18 protein-coding genes are annotated in these 20474 nt (G+C 56.4%); 7 read left to right on the forward strand and 11 right to left on the reverse strand.

The window, feature by feature from the left end; all coding sequences use genetic code 11:
* From ACEQU8_RS00750 to lptF, 3 genes are read right to left on the reverse strand one after another with little or no spacing between them, the layout of a single operon-like run.
* Positions 1 to 369: a sirohydrochlorin chelatase gene (locus tag ACEQU8_RS00750; protein WP_370260774.1), complete on the reverse strand. Its 369-nt coding sequence runs from the start codon at positions 367 to 369 to the stop codon at positions 1 to 3.
* Positions 370 to 384: 15 nt separating this feature from the next.
* Positions 385 to 1623, reverse strand: a complete 1239-nt coding sequence (gene lptG / locus ACEQU8_RS00755) for an LPS export ABC transporter permease LptG (RefSeq protein WP_370260775.1) — start codon at positions 1621 to 1623, stop codon at positions 385 to 387.
* Positions 1620 to 2759, reverse strand: a complete 1140-nt coding sequence (gene lptF, locus ACEQU8_RS00760; RefSeq protein WP_370260776.1) for an LPS export ABC transporter permease LptF — start codon at positions 2757 to 2759, stop codon at positions 1620 to 1622. Before lptF ends, lptG begins: the two co-directional genes overlap by 4 nt.
* An 86-nt stretch (positions 2760 to 2845) precedes the next feature.
* On the opposite strand from lptF, the gene ACEQU8_RS00765 reads away from it, so the two are divergent.
* From ACEQU8_RS00765 to ACEQU8_RS00775, 3 genes are read left to right on the forward strand one after another with little or no spacing between them, the layout of a single operon-like run.
* Positions 2846 to 4444 (forward strand): leucyl aminopeptidase, encoded by a 1599-nt coding sequence (locus ACEQU8_RS00765; protein ID WP_370260778.1) that lies wholly within the window; start codon positions 2846 to 2848, stop codon positions 4442 to 4444.
* 7 nt (positions 4445 to 4451) lie between these two features.
* Positions 4452 to 4874, forward strand: coding sequence for a DNA polymerase III subunit chi (locus tag ACEQU8_RS00770; RefSeq protein ID WP_370260779.1), 423 nt, complete (start codon positions 4452 to 4454; stop codon positions 4872 to 4874).
* Between the two features lie 12 nt (positions 4875 to 4886).
* Positions 4887 to 5108 (forward strand): hypothetical protein, encoded by a 222-nt coding sequence (locus tag ACEQU8_RS00775; protein WP_370260781.1) that lies wholly within the window; start codon positions 4887 to 4889, stop codon positions 5106 to 5108.
* Here the strand turns inward: ACEQU8_RS00775 and ACEQU8_RS00780 are convergent.
* Positions 5105 to 6730: a methyl-accepting chemotaxis protein gene (locus ACEQU8_RS00780; protein WP_370260782.1), complete on the reverse strand. Its 1626-nt coding sequence runs from the start codon at positions 6728 to 6730 to the stop codon at positions 5105 to 5107. The genes ACEQU8_RS00775 and ACEQU8_RS00780 overlap by 4 nt on opposite strands.
* A gap of 170 nt (positions 6731 to 6900) precedes the next feature.
* Here ACEQU8_RS00780 and ACEQU8_RS00785 point away from each other — a divergent pair, with 170 nt between their 5' ends.
* Positions 6901 to 9750: a valine--tRNA ligase gene (locus ACEQU8_RS00785; protein WP_370260783.1), complete on the forward strand. Its 2850-nt coding sequence runs from the start codon at positions 6901 to 6903 to the stop codon at positions 9748 to 9750.
* A gap of 15 nt (positions 9751 to 9765) precedes the next feature.
* Here ACEQU8_RS00785 and ACEQU8_RS00790 read toward each other — a convergent pair whose 3' ends face one another.
* From ACEQU8_RS00790 to ACEQU8_RS00820, 7 genes are all read right to left on the reverse strand, one after another.
* The gene (locus tag ACEQU8_RS00790; RefSeq protein WP_370260785.1) at positions 9766 to 10764 is read right to left on the reverse strand and encodes an MBL fold metallo-hydrolase; all 999 of its coding nucleotides are present in this window, start codon (positions 10762 to 10764) and stop codon (positions 9766 to 9768) included.
* A 108-nt stretch (positions 10765 to 10872) separates the two neighbouring features.
* Entirely contained in the window at positions 10873 to 11352 is a 480-nt protein-coding gene (locus ACEQU8_RS00795) for a BLUF domain-containing protein (RefSeq protein WP_370260786.1), read from the reverse strand.
* A 68-nt stretch (positions 11353 to 11420) separates the two neighbouring features.
* Positions 11421 to 12083 carry a PIN domain-containing protein gene (locus tag ACEQU8_RS00800; protein WP_370260787.1) on the reverse strand — a complete coding sequence of 221 codons (663 nt, stop codon included), beginning with the start codon at positions 12081 to 12083 and terminating at the stop codon, positions 11421 to 11423.
* A gap of 22 nt (positions 12084 to 12105) precedes the next feature.
* Positions 12106 to 12333 (reverse strand): sulfurtransferase TusA family protein, encoded by a 228-nt coding sequence (locus ACEQU8_RS00805; RefSeq protein ID WP_370260788.1) that lies wholly within the window; start codon positions 12331 to 12333, stop codon positions 12106 to 12108.
* Positions 12334 to 12391: 58 nt separating this feature from the next.
* The gene (locus tag ACEQU8_RS00810; RefSeq protein WP_370260790.1) at positions 12392 to 12904 is read right to left on the reverse strand and encodes an NUDIX domain-containing protein; all 513 of its coding nucleotides are present in this window, start codon (positions 12902 to 12904) and stop codon (positions 12392 to 12394) included.
* A gap of 15 nt (positions 12905 to 12919) precedes the next feature.
* Positions 12920 to 15556, reverse strand: coding sequence for an alanine--tRNA ligase (alaS, locus tag ACEQU8_RS00815; RefSeq protein ID WP_370260791.1), 2637 nt, complete (start codon positions 15554 to 15556; stop codon positions 12920 to 12922).
* Between the two features lie 62 nt (positions 15557 to 15618).
* Complete coding sequence (locus ACEQU8_RS00820) at positions 15619 to 16347, reverse strand: glycerophosphodiester phosphodiesterase (protein ID WP_370260792.1); 729 nt, start codon at positions 16345 to 16347, stop codon at positions 15619 to 15621.
* Positions 16348 to 16680: 333 nt separating this feature from the next.
* Between ACEQU8_RS00820 and ACEQU8_RS00825 the strand changes: the two genes are divergently transcribed.
* The 3 genes from ACEQU8_RS00825 to ACEQU8_RS00835 all read left to right on the forward strand — a co-directional run.
* Positions 16681 to 17958, forward strand: a complete 1278-nt coding sequence (locus tag ACEQU8_RS00825; protein ID WP_370260793.1) for an aspartate aminotransferase family protein — start codon at positions 16681 to 16683, stop codon at positions 17956 to 17958.
* On the forward strand, positions 17955 to 19208 hold the full coding sequence (doeA, locus tag ACEQU8_RS00830) for an ectoine hydrolase (protein ID WP_370260795.1): 1254 nt from the start codon (positions 17955 to 17957) through the stop codon (positions 19206 to 19208). The genes ACEQU8_RS00825 and doeA overlap by 4 nt, the downstream gene beginning before the upstream one ends.
* A partial coding sequence (locus ACEQU8_RS00835; RefSeq protein WP_370260796.1) for an aldehyde dehydrogenase family protein occupies positions 19205 to 20474 on the forward strand: 1270 nt, incomplete at its 3' end. The genes doeA and ACEQU8_RS00835, both read left to right, overlap by 4 nt.

A 20474-nucleotide genomic window follows, 5' to 3' on the forward strand; every position in this document is an offset into this window, starting at 1 on the left:
TTATTGAGACTGCTGAACAATTTGTCGTGCAATGGCCTGCCACACGGCATCCCACTGACCAACGGCCGAGGTGGCCTCGAGGTGCACCTGCGGATGCTTTTCTTTCATTTGCGCCATCAACACCGGAAAGTCGTTTTTAAGATGTCCGCCTTTTCCAAAAAAAATGGGCACCACCTGAATGTGCTTCACACCACCCTGGACCATACAATCCACTGTATCAGGCAAGCTGGGGGCCATCAATTCAAGAAACGCGAGTTCTACATTCACATGGGGCAACTGGTCCATCAACATGGCCTGCAACTTTTTCATGGGGTCGGCCCATTGCGGGTCGCGAGCCCCATGCCCAAACAAAACAATGGCTTTTTGCATCTTGCCTGTACTCCTTCACTGCCCTTGTTTTAAAGGGCGTTTGACCAAACTGTTCAAACTGCGCCAAGGCGCAGGCTGCGCCACCCACCACAAGGCCAGCATACCCACCACAAAACCGGTGATGCTGGGCAGGGCTGCGCTTACAAAAGGCGGGAAGCTGGCGACCATGCTGAGGTGAGAAAACAAATTGTTCACCAGATGAAAGCCCACACCAATCATGACGCCTGCAAACACCTTGACGCTGACCGAGCCCGAGCGGAAATGCAGGTAGGCAAAGGGCAGCGAGATCATCATCATGATCAGAATGGCAAATGGGTACATCAGCTTTTTTGCAAAAGCCAGGTCGATGTTGTCGGTGTTTTGGAGGTTGCTCGCCAGAAATTGCGAATAGTTGTAAAGCTGCCAGGCGCTCATGCGATCGGGCCGCACAAACAGACCGGTGAGCAGCTCTGGTGACAAATTCGATTCCCAAGCCAGTTTGTCCACAGCCTCAAAGGGAGAAGCTTGTATGGTCAGACCCGCTTTTGCTGCGTTTGGGTTGCTGACCGCTTCGTCGAAATAACGCTGGCGCAAAACCCCATTGAGTGTCCAGTTGCCCGCTTCAGGGTTGTAGGTGGCGGTTTGCGCGCGCACCCATTCGCGAATTCTGAAATCGGCGTCCAGTTCATAGTACTCAAGCAGCAACAATTCGCCGTCTTTGTCAAAACTGTTGAAATTGACAAAACGCACGCGAGGCCCTGTGGCGGGGTTGTTGTAGGTGTCTCGCATCCAATACCCACTGCGAAAGTCTCGGTCCACCTCGTAGCCCAGGGCCTTGGCCCGCATGGGCACAGCCGCACGCTCGGCCAGGGGAGCAATTCCCTCACCGAACAGCACGGTGATGACCACCACCCCCATGGCAATGCGCACCAACATTTTAAGCATGCTGGTGGTGCTTAATCCTGCTGCGCGCATGGCCGTTAGCTCGCTGCTGGCCGCCAATTGAACCAAGGCGTAAATAGAGCCAATCAGCGCAGCGATTGGCGCGATTTCGTACACGCGGGCAGGCAGACCGAGCAACACCGCGCCGAAGTAATACAACCAACTGGTGCCCGGCAGGCTTAAGCGATCCACCTCAGCGATGAGGTCAAAAAACGCAAACAGCCCCACGAAGGCGATCATCACAAAGCTGATGGCTTTGTAAAGCTCTCGGCGAAAGTACACCATGAGCGCATGGGGCACGGTGAAAGGTTTGGTGACCTTGGAGACTCTCATGATTTGATTTCCTGGCTGGCCACGACATCGGCCAAATCCAGCCCCCGACGGCGACGTTTAAAAAACAAAAGGCCTGCGCCTGCTGGGCGATTGCGCTGCAACACCAGCACATAAAACAACACCAGCACAGCCGCGTGGGGCAGCACCAAAGCCACCCAAAAATTGAGGCTCTGCTGGGCCACCATGCTTTGTGTGATGGACACAATATTGCTATAGGTGAGGTAGATCAACAATGCAAACAACTGGTTGAGTGAATTACCACCCCGCGGGTTTACAAAAGCCAGTGGAATGGCCAGCAAACCAAGCACCAAGGCAGACAGAGGCAAGCTGACGCGACCCAACACCTCCCCTTGGGCCTCGGGGGAAAAATCGGCCAACAACAAATCGATTCGGCGGTGCTGCAATTGAAAGCTGGGGGCCGAACCCAAGGTGCTGTCGATGGCCAGGCCATAGGTGTCAAATTCGGTGGTGGTAAAACGCTCGCCTGTGCCATCGAGCATGGCGCGCCGCCCCTCGCTCAGCACCAGGTAAGGTTGCCCATCGGCGTTGACTTCCACACTGCCGCGCGCAGCCGACACAATGGTGCGCGAACCCTCCCGGCTATCCACCACAAACACGTTTTCAACCTGCTTGGTGGCTTCGGACTGCCGCTCCACAAAAAACACGCGGTTGCCCTCGCCCGACTCACGGAACTGCCCCGCGCTGACCTTGCTCACATCGCTTCGCTTGGCAAAGCGGTCTTTGGCCGCGCTTAATTCGGCCTTGGCCCAGGGGGTTAGCCACACGGAGCAGACCAAGGCCAACACCGTGAGCGGCACGGCAAAACGCAACACCGGGCGCACCAAGGCCAACAAAGACAGGCCAGATGCAAACCACGCGGTCATTTCTTGCTCTTTGAAGGCCCGCGACACCACGCCCATGACAGAAATAAACACGGTGATCACCAAAGCCGCGGGCAGATACTGCAGCCCGCCCAACAAGATGAGAGTGAACACTTCAGCGTTGTCCACCTTGCCACCCGCAGCCTGCCCCAAAGTGCGCACCAACACGGTGGTTACAATGATGGTGAACAGCGCCACAAAGGTGGCACCCGCGGTTTGGGCAAAATCCTTTTTGAAGGAAGAACGAAACAACATGCGGAACAAGCGCGGGGCGCTTTGACTCCCCGCGGCGGCTTGTTAATAATGATAGATTGTCTCATGCATTTTTATAGAGAAACACCATGACCGCCAACGTGAGCACCTCCAAACCCCGCAAAACCACCGCCGCAAAACCCGCCAAAACCAGCACCCCCACCCCGCCACCCATGTTTGCCTTTAAGGCCGGCAGTGGCCCTGTGGCCAAAGTGCAAGCTGGCGGCCCAGTGCCAGCCAAGGGTTGCGACGTGGCCGTGGTGGCTGCCTTCAAAGGTGGCGAACTAAGCGCTGCCGGCAAACGGGCGGACATCGACACCGATGGTCTGCTGAGCAACGCCTGCAAAACCGATAAAACATTGGGCAACGCGGGCACCTGCCGTGTGCTGTTTAACCCGGGTAAGGGTGTAGCCGCCTATGTGGTGGTGGGTTTGGATGACAAAGAAAAACTGACCCCAAAAGCCCTGCGCAAAGCCAGCAGCGCCGCCGCCGAGGCGGTTAAGTCCCTGAAAGCGGGCAAGGTATTTTTTTCGCTCAACCAAGAGCTACCTGCGGACAGCAATGATGAAGAAGCGGCCGCCCTCTGCGCCCGCACGCTGGTGGAAAGTTTTTACAGTTTTTCGGCTTGCCGCAAACAAGACGATGAGCCTGCCGTGCTGCCCAGCTTCGAACTGGCTTGCACCAAATCTACCCAAAACGCGGTTGAGAAAGGTGCCAACTCGGGATGGGCGATTGCCTGCGGCATGCACCTCACCAAAGACCTGGGCAACCTACCCGGCAACATTTGCACCCCCAACTACCTGGCCGAAACCGCCAAGGCCATGGCCAAGCAGTACAAGCTTGGTGTAGAGGTGCTGGACCACAAAAAAATGGAAAGCCTGGGCATGTTCAGCCTGCTGTCGGTGGGCAAGGCCTCCAGTGAACCCCCCAAGCTGATTGTGCTGAAGTACAACGGCGCAAAAAACCCCAAAGATGCGCCCGTGGTGCTGGTGGGCAAAGGTATCACCTTCGACACCGGTGGTATTTCGCTCAAGCCAGGCGCCAACATGGACGAAATGAAATACGACATGTGCGGCGCCGCCAGTGTGCTGGGCACCATGAAAGCCGTGGCTGAACTGAAGCTGCCCATCAACCTGATTGTGGTGGTGCCCTCGGCCGAGAACATGCCTGCAGGCAACGCCAGCAAGCCGGGTGACATTGTGGTGTCGATGAGCGGCCAAACCATCGAGATTTTGAATACCGACGCCGAAGGCCGGCTGATTTTGTGCGACGCGCTTACTTATGTGGAACGCTTTAAACCCGCCGCCGTGGTCGATGTGGCCACGCTGACCGGCGCCTGCATTGTCGCGCTGGGCCATGTAAATAGCGGCTTGTATAGCAACAAAGACGAACTGGCCGACGAATTGCTGCAGGCTGGCAAAAAAGCGCTGGACACCGCGTGGCGCATGCCACTGGACGAGGAATACCACGAGCAACTGAAAAGTAATTTTGCGGACATGGCCAACATTGGTGGCCCCCCCGCTGGCAGCGTGACGGCCGCATGCTTTTTGCAAAAATACACCAAGGCCTACGATTGGGCGCACCTGGACATTGCAGGGACCGCATGGCATTCGGGCAAAGCCAAAGGCGCCAGTGGTCGCCCAGTGCCCTTGCTGGCCGAATTTGTATTGAACCGGGCCAAAGGCTGAAGCGGTCATGACCCGCATTGATTTTCATCTCAATGTGAGCGACCACCTGCTGTACACCTGCAGATTAATTCGCAAGGCGTACGGCAGTGGCCTAAAAGTGGTGTGCTACAGCACGCGGCCCGAGGTGCTCGACAACCTTGACAAGCTGCTGTGGACCTTTTCGGAAGAAGACTTTTTGCCCCATGTGCAAACCGGCCACCCCGGTGTGGCCGACACGCCCATTGTGCTCACCGACAAAGCCGATGACATTGCCCACTACGATCTGCTGATCAACCTGGACGAGCAATGGCCGCCATTTTTTGCCCGCTTTGAACGGTTGGTAGAAATTGTGGGCACCGACGAAGACAACAAAGCCCTGGCACGCCAGCGCTACAAATTTTACAAAGAGCGTGGCTACCCGCTAAATACCTTTGACCGCGCCAACGCCTAAGGAGTGGCAAGCATGAGTGAACACTTTGATGGCGGGCCACCGCTGTTGACCGAAGTGATTGAAAGTGGCTTGCAGGAGATTGAGAACTCAACCGGGGAGCGCAACAGCGACCCCCGGCTGGAAATTTTGAGAGCTCAGTTACCAGAGCTTCTTGAAATGGCTTTGTTGCGGGTAAAACCCCAACTCATGGCCGAGCTAGAAAAACTAATCGTTGAAACACTCAGAAAAAATTAAACCTTAAACACCTGCACCGACTGGTTCAACGCCAGGGACAGATCTGCAATTTGGTCAGAAATCTGTTTGTTCTGGCCAATCGAGGCAGTGTTCTCTTCTGTCATTTGGGCCACTCGCTCCACGTTGCGGCTAATTTCGACGCTCACATTGCTTTGCTCTTTCATGGACACCGAAATGGCGTGGATGGCCTCGTTCACACGGTCCGCGTTTTGACGAATTTTTGTGATGGTGCCCGACACTGCATCGGCCTGAGAAATGCCCTCTTTCACCAGGCTCACCGACTCATCCATTTTGTTGCTGGCCTCTTGGGTCACGGATTGAATTTGACCCACCATGCCCGAAATTCGATCAGTCGCACCTTTGGTTTGCTCCGCCAACTTGCGCACCTCATCGGCCACCACCGCAAAACCACGACCGCTCTCCCCAGCCCGGGCGGCTTCAATGGCCGCATTCAGAGCCAGCAGGTTGGTGCGCTCTGCAATCTCGGTGATGGTGGACACAATTTCGGAAATTTCCTGTGACTGCTCAGCCACCGAACGCACCGACTTGGCACTGCCATTCACAGAACTTGCAATGCTGCGGATGCTTTGCACCACATTGCCCAGGCTCTTCATGCCTTCGTCAGCCGACGCTTTGGCCTCGGTGGCTGTGGATGAGGCCTCTGTTGAGTTCTCGGTGATTTGACCGATACTCACCGTGAGCTGCTCCACGGCTGCCGCCATGGACGCAGTGGCGTCCGCCTGCTCGGCGGCGGCCCGGCTCATTTCGTCGGACGATGTGCGCACTGCGTTGGAGTTTTCGGTCAGGGAGTTGCTGGACTGGGTGATGCTCATAATCAAATTGCGAAGGTTGCCAATCGCCTTGTTCAGGGTTTGCAACAACTCGTCCACTTCATCGCGACCTTCAATGTCGATGCGGGAATCCAGGCGACCATCGGCAAGAGCGTTAAGGTGTTTTTTGGCCACATCGAGTTTGCGCTTGAGCACTGCCGAAATCCACAAGGTCAGCGACAAACCCACCACCAAAGCCAGAATGGTCAACCCAATGGCAATCCAGATGGAACGTTCATAGGTTGCTTCGGCAACAGCCTTGCGCTCTCTGAGCAGGCGAAATTCCTCCGCCTCAACTTCGCTCAGCACGGTGCGCATTTTGTCCATGAACGGCTTGCCGGGCCGGTTTTGAATTTCAAGTTCAAAATCAGACTGCATAATCAAGCCTTCATTCAGCTGCTTTCGTGCTTCGATGAGCGGGTCGATCACACCTTCCAACCACTGGTTGTACTGTGCATTGAACATGCGAAGCCGCTCAGTCACAAATGGGTTGTGTGCAGTCAACTTCATCGTGGTTTCCAGATGGCTTTGCAGCTTTTGCTTGCCATCAAAATACGGCTGCAGATACACCTCATCGCCGCGCACCAAGTAGCCACGCTCTGCTGTTTCAATGTTCAGCAGGCTTTCCTTCACCAGCATCACGTTTTCAATAATTTCATGGGTGAAGTCGTTTTTGGCGTTGGCCTTCATGATTTGCTGGCTGTTGTAAACACCCATGGCCCCCATGATGAGCCCCAGAACAACCACCGCCATAATGCTGGCAATAAACTTTGCGCGAATGGTGGAAAGCACGTTGATTCTCCCTGTGGTGATGCATAGCTACATTTTTTTGATGTTTGAACATTGTGAAACACGCAAGCGGTGGGCATTCATCGAATAAGGGCGGCTTTTCGGGGTCAATCCAGCGGCTATAATGCGTGCTAACCCATTGTTTGAACGATTTTTTCTCCGATTTCACCAATATGACGCTTGACAAAAGTTTTGATCCTTCCTCCATTGAATCTCGCTGGGGCCCAGCCTGGGAACAGCAACAGTTGGCCAAAGCCAGCACCGTGGAGGGCAAGCCCGACTTTTGTATCCAGTTGCCACCGCCCAATGTCACGGGCACGCTGCACATGGGCCACGCATTCAACCAAACCATCATGGATGGGCTGACCCGCTACCACCGCATGCGCGGCCACAACACCCTGTGGCAGCCCGGCACCGACCACGCTGGCATTGCCACCCAAATTGTGGTGGAGCGCCAGTTGGCAGCACAAAACATCACGCGCCACGACCTGGGGCGGGAACAATTCGTAGAAAAAGTGTGGTCCTGGAAAGAAAAATCAGGCGGCACCATTGCCGGCCAAATGCGCCGCATGGGCGCCAGCGTGGACTGGAGCCGCGAATATTTCACCATGGATGAGGCCTGCTCCAAGGCCGTGACCGAGGTGTTTGTTCGTCTGTACCAACAAGGCCTGATTTACCGCGGCAAACGCCTCGTGAATTGGGACCCTGTGCTGCACACCGCCGTGTCTGACCTGGAGGTAGAAAGCGTAGAAACCGAGGGCAGCCTGTGGGAAATTCATTACCCCTTGGTGGAGCCGGACACAGCGAAGGGGCTGACCCACCTCACCGTGGCCACCACCCGGCCAGAAACCATGTTGGGCGACACCGCCGTAATGGTGCACCCCGAAGACGACCGCTACCAACACCTGATTGGCAAAAAAGTGCGTCTGCCACTGTGCGGCCGGGAATTGCCGATCATTGCCGATGAATACGTCGACAAAGAGTTTGGCACCGGGGTGGTGAAGGTGACCCCAGCACACGACTTTAACGACTATGCGGTGGGGCAACGCCATGGCTTGCCGATGATCAATATTCTGACCCTCGATGCAAAAGTAAACGAAAACGGCCCGGCGGCTTACCAAGGCCTGGACCGTTTTGTGGCCCGCAACAAGATTGTTGAAGACCTGCAGGCGCAAGGATTGCTTGGCAACATCAAAAAGCACACCTTGATGGTGCCCAAAGGCGACCGCACCAAGGCTGTGATTGAGCCCATGCTGACCGACCAATGGTTTGTGGCCATGAGCAGAGTGGCCGATGGTGACACCACCGGCAAAAGCATCACCCAAAAAGCAATCGACGCAGTGGCCAGCGGGCAAGTGAAGTTTGTGCCCGAGCAATGGGTGAACACCTACAACCAATGGCTTAACAACATTCAAGACTGGTGTATTTCTCGCCAGCTGTGGTGGGGCCACCAAATACCGGCCTGGTATGGCGAACAGGGGCAAATTTTTGTGGGCCGCACGGAAGAGGAGGCCCGAGCACAGGCCCAACAGGCGGGCTACACGGGCAGTCTAAAACGCGACGAGGACGTGCTGGACACTTGGTTTAGCTCTGCGCTGGTGCCCTTCTCCACCTTGGGCTGGCCTGAGCAAACGCCAGAGCTCAAGCACTTTTTGCCCTCCTCCGTGTTGGTGACCGGGTTTGACATCATTTTCTTTTGGGTGGCTCGCATGATCATGATGACCACCCACTTCACAGGCCAGGTGCCTTTCAACACCGTGTACGTGCATGGCCTGGTGCGTGACGCCGAAGGCAAAAAAATGAGCAAATCGGTGGGCAACACGCTTGACCCCGTGGACCTGATCGATGGTTGTAGCCTGGACACGCTGCTTGAAAAACGCACCACCGGCTTGAGCAAACCACAGGATGCGCCAAAGATTGAAAAGCGCACCCGCAAGGAATTTCCGGATGGCATACCAGCCTACGGCGCCGATGCCCTGCGATTTACCTTTGCCAGCCTGGCCACCTTGGGCCGCAACATCAACTTTGACCAAAAGCGTTGCGAGGGGTACCGAAATTTTTGCAACAAGCTGTGGAATGCGACCCGCTTTGTGTTGATGAACACCGAAGGCCAGGATTGCGGCCTAAGCGAGCACGACGCCGACGCTTGTACCCCAGGAGGCTACCTTGATTTTTCACAGGCCGACCGCTGGATTGTCAGCCAACTGCAACGGGTAGAGGCTGACATTGCCCAAGGCTTCGACACGTACCGCTTTGATCTGATTGCCCAAAACATTTACCAGTTTGTGTGGGACGAGTACTGCGACTGGTACCTTGAAATTGCCAAGGTGCAAATTGCCAACGGCACGCCGGCGCAACAACGCGCCACCCGCCGCACCCTGGTGCGGGTGCTGGAGACCATTTTGCGCCTGGCTCACCCCATCATTCCTTTTATTACCGAGGAGTTGTGGCAAACGGTGAGTGTGGTGGCTGGTCGCCGTGCCGAGGGCGAAAAAGCCCATCTGATGACGCAAGCCTACCCAGTGAGCGTGCCGTCCCGCATTGATGAGGCCGCCGAGGCGCACGTGGCCGAATTAAAAGCAGCCGTGGACGCGGTGCGCTCTTTGCGCAGCGAAATGGGCCTGGGTCCCGCTGAAAAAGTGCCCTTGATTGCAAGCTGTGAGGGCAATGAGGCTCAACGTGCCTTCCTGCAAAAAACCGGGCCAGTGCTGGCCGCTTTGGGCAAACTCACGCAGGTGGAGGTGGTGGATGCCCTGCCCGCCGATTCCATGGCGCCGGTACAAATTGTGGGCCAATTGAAGCTGATGCTGCACGTAGAAATTGACGTGGAGGCCGAGCGCGCGCGGTTGAACAAAGAAATTGGCAAGCTGGAAGCAGAGATTGGAAAGTGCGAGGCCAAACTGGGCAACACCAGCTTTGTTGACCGCGCACCGGCTGCGGTGGTGGACCAAGAGAAAGCCCGCCTGGGCGAATTCACCGCCACCCTGGAAAAGCTGCAAGCCCAGTACAAAAAACTGGGCTAAAAGCTCAGCAGGTTTTTAGCAGCCGGCAACACACTGGCCTTTGGCGTTGAAGGCCATGGTGTTGCCACTTAAGGGCACATGCACTGGCATGGTGGCGGCTTTAATAAACTGCTCTGTGCGGCTACCCGCCACCACCCTGCCTTGCTGGGTGGCAACTTCGTTGGCATGGCTGGCAATGACCGCGCGGGGTTTGACCAACTGGTTCACCACATGGGCAGCTTCCTTGGGGCCGGTGGTGAAGGTGTCGCCAATGTTCATCACTGCCAGTTGTGGTTTGTAATATTTGCCAACCACGGAATCTTGTTCTGCTGTAATGCCCGTATCACCACTCAGGTAAACCGCCAGACCATTGGTGAATGTGAGCACGTAGCCTGTGGGGGGCCCAGCGTAGGCGGTGATGCCACTTTCTTTCATGAGCTCCGAGAGGCGTGGCCCCATGAAATCGGCTGCAATACCATTGCTGTGTGCTGCCGGCACGGTGGTAATTTGCACCCCGCCAACCGTTTGCATGGCGCCAAAACGCACCAGCACCGAATTGGCCGGGTCGCCACCCGCTTGGCTCAGTTTGCTGGCAAAAAAGGATGGCATTTCGCTGCCGGTCACAATTTTTGCGCCTTTTTTAACCGCGATGCTGACACTGCTGGGCATGGGTGCAGCCACCACAGAAATGTCGGGTTTGTCGCAGCTGCCCGAGTCAGGGGCGGCATTGTGCCGGTCGCCCAAGTGGTCGCCATGCATGTGACTAACCAACACCACATCCACCTTGCCCAGGCGGGGGTCATCGGCCCCGGCCACCGTGCGGCCCGCATCGTACAACACGCGGGTGCCATTGGGGTCCTCAAACACCAAGGCGCGGTCAAAGCGGCAAAACTCGCCGGCCTGGCCGCCCAGCGGGGTAATTTTCACCACATTGTCCTGCCCAGCGATTGCGGCGCCTGTTGGCAACAACAGCGCGCCCAACAAGGCCAAGGGGATACGGGGTAAATGGTTTGTGCGGGAAAGAATACGACTCATGCTGCTTAGCTCCCAAGTGACAACAACTGATAAGGGGCAGAGTAGAGTTGCCGGCCGGGCGGGTCAATGCTCGAAAACACGGGGGCAGGCCAAGGCCAGAAGGCTGGGCTATGTTGTATTGGTAAGCACGATCGACTTGAGCAGATCTTGTTGCCCCCCGCGCTCAAGATTGGCCTTGATGCTTGCACATTCAAACAACAAATCGGCGGCCGCCGAGCCCAGCACATGCCAGGGGCGTTGAAAGTAAGGATCCAACATGGAATAAGGCAGGCGTACGCCGCTCTGCAAGAGTTGCTCGGGCTTCCACAACCCCGCCATGTGCCAGCCCTCGAATAAGCGGGTGTCTACCGCTTGGTGAAATACCAGCCGAATGTCGGTGTGGCGTGGGTCTTCAACAATGGCTGCATAAATGGTCGATACTTTGTCGGTGGGACCCTCCAGACACTGCAAATATTCTTTGCCATTGCACAGCAACATGCCGCTGACTTGCATGCCGCGGTTTTTTAGGCTGGCTTTCCTGCACAACTCCTCAAAAGCAGCAGCTTCCAATGTGCGTGTTTGAACCGATGAATAAACCAAACGAAGCATGCAAAATACCCCACCAATGTTTTGGAATATTACGACTGGGTTAACAAAAAATGTCTACCCAGAACGGGTTATGAATCGTTCTGGGCTCGCTGTAACAGCCGTGCTGTTTTGTGCTGGCGGTTACGGCCCAAAAATTCCAGCCAGTCTTGGCGGGTGTTTGGCAAAGGCCTGGCTGCTTGTTCATAGGCTGTTGGGTGCAGGCGTGGGCGCTGGGACAAGGTGCTCTGCAAGTGACCTGCCGCTGCCTGTAAGGTGTGGCTGGCCTTGACCGGGCATTGAATCAACTCAGTGAACAATTCATCGGGGGTGTAACGCACCAACCCCAGCTTGAGCAAGGGTTTGCGGGGAAAATCTTTGATGTTCCAGGTCAGCAACGCAACCGGGGCCTGCAAACGATGCCGCAAAGCCAAGGCACTGGCAGCCACATGGCGGTCTTTCTCATCCACAGCTTTTACATCGGCGAGGTAAGCCTGTGCGTCGTCAGTGTAAAGCTGCCCACCCAGTTCCAAGGGCAATCGCGCTTGTTCCAGCGCGGCGTCCTCAGGGTGTAGCCTGCCCAAGCGCACCAGGTTGCGGTAGCACTCATGTTCAATGGTGGGGGTCCAGTGCAGTTGGGCTTGGTGGGTGCGGGCCAGAATAAACATCAGTCCACGCGACCATTCTGAAAACAGCACATTGGCGTCTAACAGCCAATGGTGGGGCACCGGGGGCTTGGGCAACACAACACTCATGCCAACCCCCAGATTTGTGGCATCAGCGGCGTTTCATGAAAAAAATGAAAGAGCCGGATTCATCGGACTGCTGCAGCAACTCGTTGCCGGTTTGCTTGGCAAACATGGCGAAGTCGCGCACAGAACCCGGGTCGGTTGCGGTCACTTTCAAGACTTGGCCACTTTGCATTTCGGCCAGAGCCTTTTTGGTCCTCAGGATGGGCAGGGGGCAATTCAGGCCACTGGCGTCCACTTCACGATCAAAGTTCATGTGTTGTGCTCCTTCTACTACTTAGGTGTTGCATTGTTATCGGTGTGCTTGGGCACCATTATTTTAATTCAATCCAATTGACAGGCAGCTGACGCGCCAAGAGCCAATCGGCCATGGCCAAGCCGGTGCCCATTCGCCAAGGGCGCAATTGCGCTGGGTCCACCAATTTATAGTCAGCGAGCTCTTCAGACAACTCCACCCGCCCCTCGGCTTTCACGTAGTAAGCCATGATCACTTCGTTTTTCATGGGGAAGGGGTACACGCCGATGAGCTCGCTGTGCACGGCGTCGAGGTTGGTTTCTTCTTTAAGCTCGCGGATGGCACCGCTTTCGGGTGTTTCGTCGCGCTCCAGAAAACCGGTGATGAGCGCATAAAAATGTGCAGGCCAAGCCACGTTGCGCGCCAGCAGAATTTTGCCTTGGTATTCCACCAGCGCTGCCACCACGGGCACCGGGTTGCCCCACTGCACAAAACCGCACTGGTCACACACCATGCGCATGTGGCCAGTGTGCTGCACCTCGTGCAGCGGCGTGGCGCACATGGGGCAGTATTTGAAAACGGTTTTGCTCATGGTGTGCCTGCTGGCCTACCGGGCCTTAACCCAATCAACCACGCTGGCCAGCGCTGCATCCAGGTGCTCGGGCTGCGTACCGCCGGCTTGTGCCATGTCGGGTCGGCCACCGCCTTTGCCACCCACTTGCTGGGCCACAAAATTCACCAGTTCGCCCGCCTTCACTTTGCTTGTGGCGTCTTTGCTCACCGAAGCGATCAGGCTGACCTTGCCATCGGCCACAGCCGCCAGCACCAAGGCGGCATTGCCCAGCTTGTCGCGCAGTTTGTCGGCCGCCTCGCGAAGCTGCTTCACGTCGGCGCCTTCTAGCTTGGCGGCCAGCACTTTGACGCCGTCCACGTCCACAGCCTGCCCAGCCAGGTCATCGCCCTGGCTAGCCGCCAGCTTGCTTTTAAGGCGGGCCAACTCTTTTTCAAGGCCCTTGACCTGGTCGAGCAACTGCCCAATTTTGGCGGTGGCTTCACCGGCGGGCACACGCAGACTTTGAGCAATGGCATCCACCTGGGCTTGGGCCTGCTGCGCAAATTCCATGGCACCCAGGCCGGTGGTGGCTTCCACGCGTCGAATACCCGCTGCCACCCCGCTTTCGCTGGTGATTTTGAACAAACCGATGTCACCCGTGCGCTGTACGTGCGTGCCGCCGCACAGCTCCCGCGAACTGCCAATGTCCAACACGCGCACCGTGTCGCCGTACTTCTCGCCAAATAGCATCATGGCACCGGCATTTTTTGCGCTTTCAATGTCCATGATGCGCGCTTCGGTTTGCGCATTGGCCAAAATTTCTTCGTTCACAATGCGCTCAACCTGAGCGATCTGTTCTGGCGTCATGGGGCTGTGGTGGGCAAAGTCAAAGCGGGTTTTGTCGGCATCGACCAAAGAGCCTTTTTGGCTCACGTGATCGCCCAACACTTCGCGCAATGCCTTGTGCATCAAGTGGGTGGCGCTGTGGTTGCGCACGGTGCGCCCGCGCATGATTTGGTCAACCTGTGCACCCACGTTGTCGCCCACCTTGAGTTCGCCAGTGACCAACTCACCATGGTGACCAAACACATTGGCCTGAATTTTTTGCGTGTCTTCTACGCGGAACAAATTCAAACAAGCCGTGCCACTGCTGATTTGGCCTTGGTCACCCACCTGCCCACCGCTTTCTGCATAGAAGGGCGTTTGGTCCAGCACCACGATGCCACGCTGCCCGGCCGAAATGCTGTTCACCGAGGAGCCGTTGACATAAATGGCAGTAATTTTTGCATTGGCCACCTCCAGTTGTTCGTAACCCTTGAATTCTGTGGATACACCGCTGTAGGCCAAATCTGCATCCATTTTGAACTTGCCGGCAGCACGCGCCTGCTGCTTTTGCTTGTCCATGGCTGCGTCGAAAGCAGCTTCGTCCACGCCCATGTCGCGTTCGCGGCATACATCAGCGGTGAGGTCGAGCGGGAAGCCATAGGTGTCGTGCAGTTTGAATGCGATTTCACCATCGAGCGTGCCGCCCTTGGGCAAGGCTGCAAGCGCACCTTCCAAAATGGCCATGCCGTTTTCGATGGTTTCAAAAAACCGCTCTTCTTCGGCTCGCAAAATGTTTTGCACCTGGCTGGCTGCTTTGGCCAACTCAGGGTAGGCTTCGCCCATTTGCACCACAAGGTCGGGCACCATGGCGCTAAAAAATGGCTTGCGACAACCCAGTTTGTAACCGTGGCGTATGGCGCGGCGAACAATGCGGCGAAGCACATAACCACGGCCTTCGTTGCCGGGAATGACGCCATCGACCACCAAAAAAGAGCAGGCGCGAATGTGGTCTGCAATCACCTTCAGGCTGTTGTGGGTCAGTTCAACCGAATTGCCTTGCGCGTTGACTTCGCGTGCGGCCGCTGCAATGAGCGCCTGGAACAAATCGATTTCGTAGTTGCTGTGCACATGCTGCAGCACTGCAGCAATGCGTTCCAGCCCCATGCCGGTGTCAACACAGGGTTTGGGCAGGGGGTGCAACACACCATCGGCGGTGCGTTCAAACTGCATGAACACCAGGTTCCAGACCTCGATATAACGGTCGCCATCTTCCTCGGGGCTTCCGGGTGGACCACCCCACACTTCGGGGCCGTGGTCATAAAAAATTTCTGTGCAAGGGCCGCAGGGGCCGGTGTCAGCAATTTGCCAGAAGTTGTCGGAAGCGTAGCGTGCGCCTTTGTTGTCGCCAATTCGAATAATGCGCTCTGCGGGCACGCCCACCTGCTTGTTCCAGATGTTGTAAGCCTCGTCGTCTTCTTGATAAACCGTGACGTACAAACGTTCGGCAGGCAGCTTGTACACCGTGGTGAGCAACTCCCAGGCGTACTGAATGGCGTTTTCTTTGAAGTAGTCGCCAAAACTGAAGTTGCCCAGCATTTCGAAGAAGGTGTGGTGGCGTGCGGTGTAGCCCACGTTCTCAAGATCGTTGTGCTTGCCACCCGCCCGAACCGAGCGCTGGCTGGAGGTGGCGCGGGTGTAGGGGCGGTTGTCTTTGCCGGTGAACACATCTTTGAACTGCACCATGCCGCTATTGGTGAACAACAAGGTGGGGTCGTTGCCGGGCACCAGGCTGCTGGAAGGCACAATGGTGTGGCCTTTGGAGGCAAAGAAATTCAAGAATTTGTCGCGGATTTCGGCGGCTTTCATTGGAACGGCACCTTCTGGGGGTTCAACGTTGGACGTAACCCACCATTATACGGCCCACTCGCTTAAAAAGGGGCTTTGGAAAACTCCATTCGATCGGTGAAAACCCCTTGCACGCCGAGGGCTTGCAACCTTTGCAACATGTCGACATCGTTCCCCGTGTACACCCTCACCCGCCGCCCCGAGGTGTGAATACGCCGCACCACCGGGACCGTGGCCGCGCTCCAATGCAAGTGAATGGCACTGGCCTGCAATGCATCGGCATGCAGTACCCAGTCGTCTGGCAACTGCTCGTACAACAACGCCAAATCAAAACCTTTCAAGGGCAAAAGGCTGGCATGGTAAAAACTGGAGAACACCCAATTCTTTTGAATACGCTCTTGCTGCGCGGGGGCGCACGCGTGAATGCAAGCCAATACCGCCTGCCCCAAGCGCATGGCGTTGGCTGGCCCCGTGGCCTTTAATTCCACATTGGCTCGCAGGTCGTGCTGCAAACAAAAATCGAACACCTCGCGCAGACTGGGTATGGCCTGGCCACCCACGCGGTACTGCAACAAATCACGCCTGCGAAGCGACTCAAAGGTGGTCACTGAATCCAGGGCGGCCATGGCCGGGTCAATGGACTGCGCGCAACGCCCCATCACCCAATCGTGATGGACCATGGGCACGCCATCGGCAGTCAGCATGACATCAAATTCAGTGGCATCAAATCCCGCTTGCCGGGCCGTGTTAAACCCATGAAGGGTGTTTTCCAATGGCCCCTTGCCACTGCCCCGGTGTGCCCACATCTGCATGATTTTTTCCGTTGGTTGTGTGTGGTGTTGATTGTAGGCCATGGACCCGCCACTCGCTTGCCCTCTCGCGATTAAACAAAACCACACAGAATATTTAGTTTATTAAAGGAAGCTTTAATGGGACATAAAACTTGCACAGGTTTTGTATGAATCAAGGACGTAACAAATATTTAAAAACATTTAAACCATTTGAACGATGTTTTACCTGCGGCAAAAATTAATGTACGGTAATTCATTAAATGAATTAAATAACAACATTGCACTGGAGGTAAGCCCAATACCCTGACCGGAATTACCTCCAGCGGCATCCACACCCGAGCAAGGAGAATCGCCATGAGCATGCACGTGTTTGAACAAAGAGAATCCGATGTACGTGGCTACAGCCGCACCTACCCCGTGGTGTTCGACAAGGCCTACAACGCTCGCCAAACCACCGAAGACGGGCGTGAATTCATCGATTTTTTTGCTGGCGCCGGGGTGCTGAATTTTGGTCATAACAATGCACGAATTCAACAAGCGGTGGTGGAATACATTCAATCCAATGGTGTGACCCACAGCCTGGACATGGCCACCGTGGCCAAGCGCCAATTTATTGAGGCCTTTGACCGGGTGGTATTAAAGCCACGCAACATGGTCCACAAGCTGCAGTTTATGGGCCCCACGGGCACCAACGCAGTGGAAGCTGCGCTTAAAATTGCCCGCCGCGCCACAGGCCGTCAACAGGTGGTGGCCTTTTCCCATGGATTTCACGGCATGACCCTGGGATCCCTGGCCTGCACCGCGAATGCCTATTTTCGCGGCGCCTCGGGCGTGCCGCTGCAACACGTCACCCACCAAGCCTTCGGCTGTGAAACCCCCTGCCGTGGCTGTACCTTGGGTTGCGGCCAGCCCAGCCTGGACCGCATGCGCGCCTTGTACACAGACACCTCAAGCGGCGTAGCTCCCCCAGCGGCGTTCATGGTCGAAGTCATTCAGGCTGAGGGCGGAGTAAAAGTGGCCAGCGCCCAGTGGCTGCGCGACCTGCAAAGCCTCGCCAAAGAAGTGGGCGCTCTGCTCATCATCGATGACATTCAAGCAGGCTGTGGTCGCACTGGCAATTACTTCAGCTTTGATGGCATGGGCCTGGACCCCGACATTGTGTGCCTGGCCAAAGGCATCGGCGGTTGGGGCACGCCCATGGCCATGAACCTGGTGAAGCCAGAGATTGACCGCCACTGGGCACCGGGGGAGCACACCGGCACCTTCCGGGGGCAAAACCTGTCCTTTGTAGCGGGTCGAGAGGCCTTGAGTTATTTCGAAGACGACACCCTCATGAATGAGGTCAAACGCAAAGGCGAGTGGATCAAAAACGCACTCGACGCTTTGGCCAAACGTCACCCGATCCTGGAGGTGACCGGTAAAGGCATGATTTGGGGCGTCAATGTGGGCTCCACCGATGTGTCCAAAGCGGTGGTCAAACAGTGCTTTGATGACGGTCTGCTAATCGCTGGTTGCGGCACCGGTGGTCGAGTGATCAAGTTGATCCCCCCGCTCACCATTCCCGATGAAGACCTGCAGCAAGGCATGGACATTCTGCAAAAGGCGATTGCCCGCGCACTGGAGGCCGCATGAGAAAACGCGATGACATGACCTTTCCCTTTGAGGAATACGAGCGCCGCATCAACGACCTGCGAGAACGCATCGCGCAGCGCCGCCTAGATGCGGTGGTGATCACCGACCCAGAAAACATCATGTACCTCACGGACTACCAAACCACGGGGTACTCCTTTTTTCAAGCCCTGGTGGTGCCTCTGGAGCGCGAACCCTTCATGATCACCCGCGCGCTGGAGGAATCCAATGTGTTCGCCCGCACTTGGGTGGAAGTGTCGCGCCCCTACCCCGACACCGGCGACGCCATTCAAATGCTGTTGGAAAGCCTGCGCGAATTCGGATTGGACACCAAGCGCATCGGCTACGAACGCAACAGCTATTTTTTCCCGGCCTACCAGCAAGATTTTGTGCACACCCGGCTGACCAAAGGCAAGCTGCTGGACTGCTTTGGCATTGTGGAGCAAGGTCGCCTGCGCAAATCTCCGGTAGAAATTGAATTGATGCGCAAAGCCGCGCACGCCACCGAGGCGGGGATGCAGGCGGGCATCGAGGCTTGCCAGGCCGGCGCCACAGAAAATGACATTGGAGCTGCCATTTCTTCGGCCATGTTCAAAGCGGGTGGTGAGCCCCCCGCCGTGATGCCTTATGTGACCAGTGGACCACGGACCATGATTGGTCACGCCACCTGGGAAGGCCGCACAGTGATGCCGGGCGAGCATGTGTTTTTGGAGGTGGGTGGTTGCTATCGGCGCTACCACACCGCCATGATGCGCACGGTGGTGCTGGGGGAGTTGAGCGACTCCATGTACAAAGCGCAAGAAACCATGAAAGACGCACTCAACGCTGTGCACGAGTATTTTCAGCCGGGGATGACGGTGTCTGATGCAGACAACCTGGTGCGCAACATCATCACGCGCAACGATGTGGGCGCCCGGCTCATCACCCGCTCGGGATATTCCATCGGCATTGCCTTCCCCCCCAGTTGGGATGAAGGCTACATCATGAGCTTGAAGCAAGGAGAATCTTCCATCCTTGAGGAGGGCATGACCTTCCACATCATTCCGTGGATGTGGGGCGTGGATGGCAACAAAACCTGTGGGATCTCCGACACCATTGTGATCACCTCCACGGGCTGCGAATCGTTTTTTACGCTGAATCGCGACTTCAGCGTCAAACCCGACCAAAAAGTGCACACCCTGAGCACCGCACACAACACCAAAAAGACCGCCCAAGCCAAAGTGATCGAATCCCGGGAGGACGCCGCATCATGAGCATAGCCCTGCTAAAAACCACCAACCCACACACAGGCAAAGCGCTGGCCGAACACGCCGCATTGCAAGGCGAGCAAATCACCGCGCAAATTTCAATTGCACATGCCGCCCTGCCCGGCTGGGCACAACTGACCTTTGCGGAGCGGGCAAAAACCCTGCACGCGGTGGCCGCGCAGCTTCGCAAACACAAAAACAGACTGGCCGAGAGCATGGCCCTTGAAATGGGCAAGCCCGTTAAAGAAGGCGGCCCCGAGGTTGAAAAAGCCGCCACCTGCTGCGAATACTATGCCGAACATGCAGCACGCCACCTGGCCGACGAGGCCATTGCATCGGATGCAGACCAAAGCTATGTGACCTACCAAGCGCTGGGCACCCTGCTGGGCATCTTGCCCTGGAATGCGCCCGTGTGGCTGGCCTTCCGCTACCTGGCCCCTGCGTTGATGGCAGGCAACACCTGCGTGATGAAACACGACCCGCATACCCCTGCCACAGCGCAATTGATTGCCGACCTGTTCAGAGAGGCCAATGCGCCCGCTGGCATTGTGGTCAACTTGCCTGTGCAAACACCGGATGTGGCGCAAGCCATTGAAGACCCCCGCATTGCTGGCGTCAGTTTCACTGGCTCTAGCCGGGGTGGGCGGCGCGTGGCCGCCATGGCTGCGGCACAACTTAAACCTGCGGTGCTGGAGCTTGGTGGCTCAGACCCCTGCATTGTGTTGGCTGATGCTGACCTGGAGCGCGCAGCCGATGTGGTGGTGCTGTCTCGCATCATCAACGCAGGGCAAAGCTGTATTGCGGCCAAGCGCATTTTGATTGAATCCGGCATTTATAAAGAATTCACCCAGATGCTTGCTGAGCGCTTGAGCAAACTCAAAGTGGGCAACCCTTTGGACGCGAGCACTGACCTGGGGCCCATCGCCCGCCAAGACCTTCTGGACACCCTGCACACCCAGGTTAAAACAAGCATTGAGCAAGGCGCTCAATGTGTGCTGGGGGGCGAGCCTTTGGGAGGACCGGGCTACCACTACCCGCCCACCTTGCTGAACCATGTTCAGCCGGGCATGTGCGCTTTTGTGGAAGAAACATTTGGTCCCGTGATGGCCACCATGCCGATCAATAACCTTGAACACGGCTTGCAGGTGGCCAACCAAACCGACTACGGTTTGGGCTCCAGCATTTGGACCCGCAACAAACAACATGCGCAAAAAGCAATCCATGCGTTGCAAGCCGGGCAAGTGGCGGTCAATGGCATTGTAAAAACCGATC

Origin of the sequence: Limnobacter sp. (assembly GCF_964228395.1) — a bacterium.
GTDB lineage: Bacteria > Pseudomonadota > Gammaproteobacteria > Burkholderiales > Burkholderiaceae_B > Limnobacter.

Excerpts from the sequence above, each read along its gene's own strand:
- ACEQU8_RS00805 (WP_370260788.1), bottom strand. The coding sequence starts at position 12,333 with ATGAACTTTGATCGTGAAGTGGACGCCAGTGGCCTGAATTGCCCCCTG.
- ACEQU8_RS00765 (WP_370260778.1), top strand. The coding sequence starts at position 2,846 with ATGACCGCCAACGTGAGCACCTCCAAACCCCGCAAAACCACCGCCGCA.
- doeA (WP_370260795.1), top strand. The coding sequence starts at position 17,955 with ATGAGAAAACGCGATGACATGACCTTTCCCTTTGAGGAATACGAGCGC.
- ACEQU8_RS00790 (WP_370260785.1), bottom strand. The coding sequence starts at position 10,764 with ATGAGTCGTATTCTTTCCCGCACAAACCATTTACCCCGTATCCCCTTG.
- ACEQU8_RS00810 (WP_370260790.1), bottom strand. The coding sequence starts at position 12,904 with ATGAGCAAAACCGTTTTCAAATACTGCCCCATGTGCGCCACGCCGCTG.
- ACEQU8_RS00820 (WP_370260792.1), bottom strand. The coding sequence starts at position 16,347 with ATGCAGATGTGGGCACACCGGGGCAGTGGCAAGGGGCCATTGGAAAAC.
- ACEQU8_RS00825 (WP_370260793.1), top strand. The coding sequence starts at position 16,681 with ATGAGCATGCACGTGTTTGAACAAAGAGAATCCGATGTACGTGGCTAC.
- ACEQU8_RS00795 (WP_370260786.1), bottom strand. The coding sequence starts at position 11,352 with ATGCTTCGTTTGGTTTATTCATCGGTTCAAACACGCACATTGGAAGCT.
- ACEQU8_RS00770 (WP_370260779.1), top strand. The coding sequence starts at position 4,452 with ATGACCCGCATTGATTTTCATCTCAATGTGAGCGACCACCTGCTGTAC.
- lptF (WP_370260776.1), bottom strand. The coding sequence starts at position 2,759 with ATGTTGTTTCGTTCTTCCTTCAAAAAGGATTTTGCCCAAACCGCGGGT.
- ACEQU8_RS00785 (WP_370260783.1), top strand. The coding sequence starts at position 6,901 with ATGACGCTTGACAAAAGTTTTGATCCTTCCTCCATTGAATCTCGCTGG.
- ACEQU8_RS00800 (WP_370260787.1), bottom strand. The coding sequence starts at position 12,083 with ATGAGTGTTGTGTTGCCCAAGCCCCCGGTGCCCCACCATTGGCTGTTA.
- lptG (WP_370260775.1), bottom strand. The coding sequence starts at position 1,623 with ATGAGAGTCTCCAAGGTCACCAAACCTTTCACCGTGCCCCATGCGCTC.
- ACEQU8_RS00775 (WP_370260781.1), top strand. The coding sequence starts at position 4,887 with ATGAGTGAACACTTTGATGGCGGGCCACCGCTGTTGACCGAAGTGATT.
- alaS (WP_370260791.1), bottom strand. The coding sequence starts at position 15,556 with ATGAAAGCCGCCGAAATCCGCGACAAATTCTTGAATTTCTTTGCCTCC.
- ACEQU8_RS00750 (WP_370260774.1), bottom strand. The coding sequence starts at position 369 with ATGCAAAAAGCCATTGTTTTGTTTGGGCATGGGGCTCGCGACCCGCAA.